This is a genomic window from Lactiplantibacillus sp. C232 (genome assembly GCF_023806725.1).
In the GTDB taxonomy this organism is placed as follows: domain Bacteria; phylum Bacillota; class Bacilli; order Lactobacillales; family Lactobacillaceae; genus Lactiplantibacillus; species Lactiplantibacillus plantarum.
This window is the reverse complement of sequence record NZ_JAMSKZ010000087.1, coordinates 1-209: the sequence shown is the minus strand read 5'-3', so window position 1 is coordinate 209 and position 209 is coordinate 1. Positions and strand designations below refer to the sequence as shown.

Below are 209 nucleotides of genomic sequence, written 5' to 3'. Positions count from 1 at the left end.
AAAACTCAAAAAACGCGGTGTTCTCGGTTTCATTATGAAAAAATATATTTGATATTATCTAGTTTTCAAAGAACAAGTTTTGAGAGTTAAATCTCTCAAAACTAAACAAAGTTTCGAAGAATGTGTAGGTTTCCGTAATATTCCTTAGAAAGGAGGTGATCCAGCCGCAGGTTCTCCTACGGCTACCTTGTTACGACTTCACCCTAATC

The 209-nt window shown here is 35.9% G+C and carries 1 rRNA gene; it reads right to left on the bottom strand.

Going from position 1 to position 209, the window contains the following annotated elements:
* Nucleotides 1–148: 148 nt before the first annotated feature.
* Nucleotides 149–209: ribosomal RNA gene (locus tag MZO41_RS16725) — 16S ribosomal RNA — on the bottom strand; the annotation flags it as partial.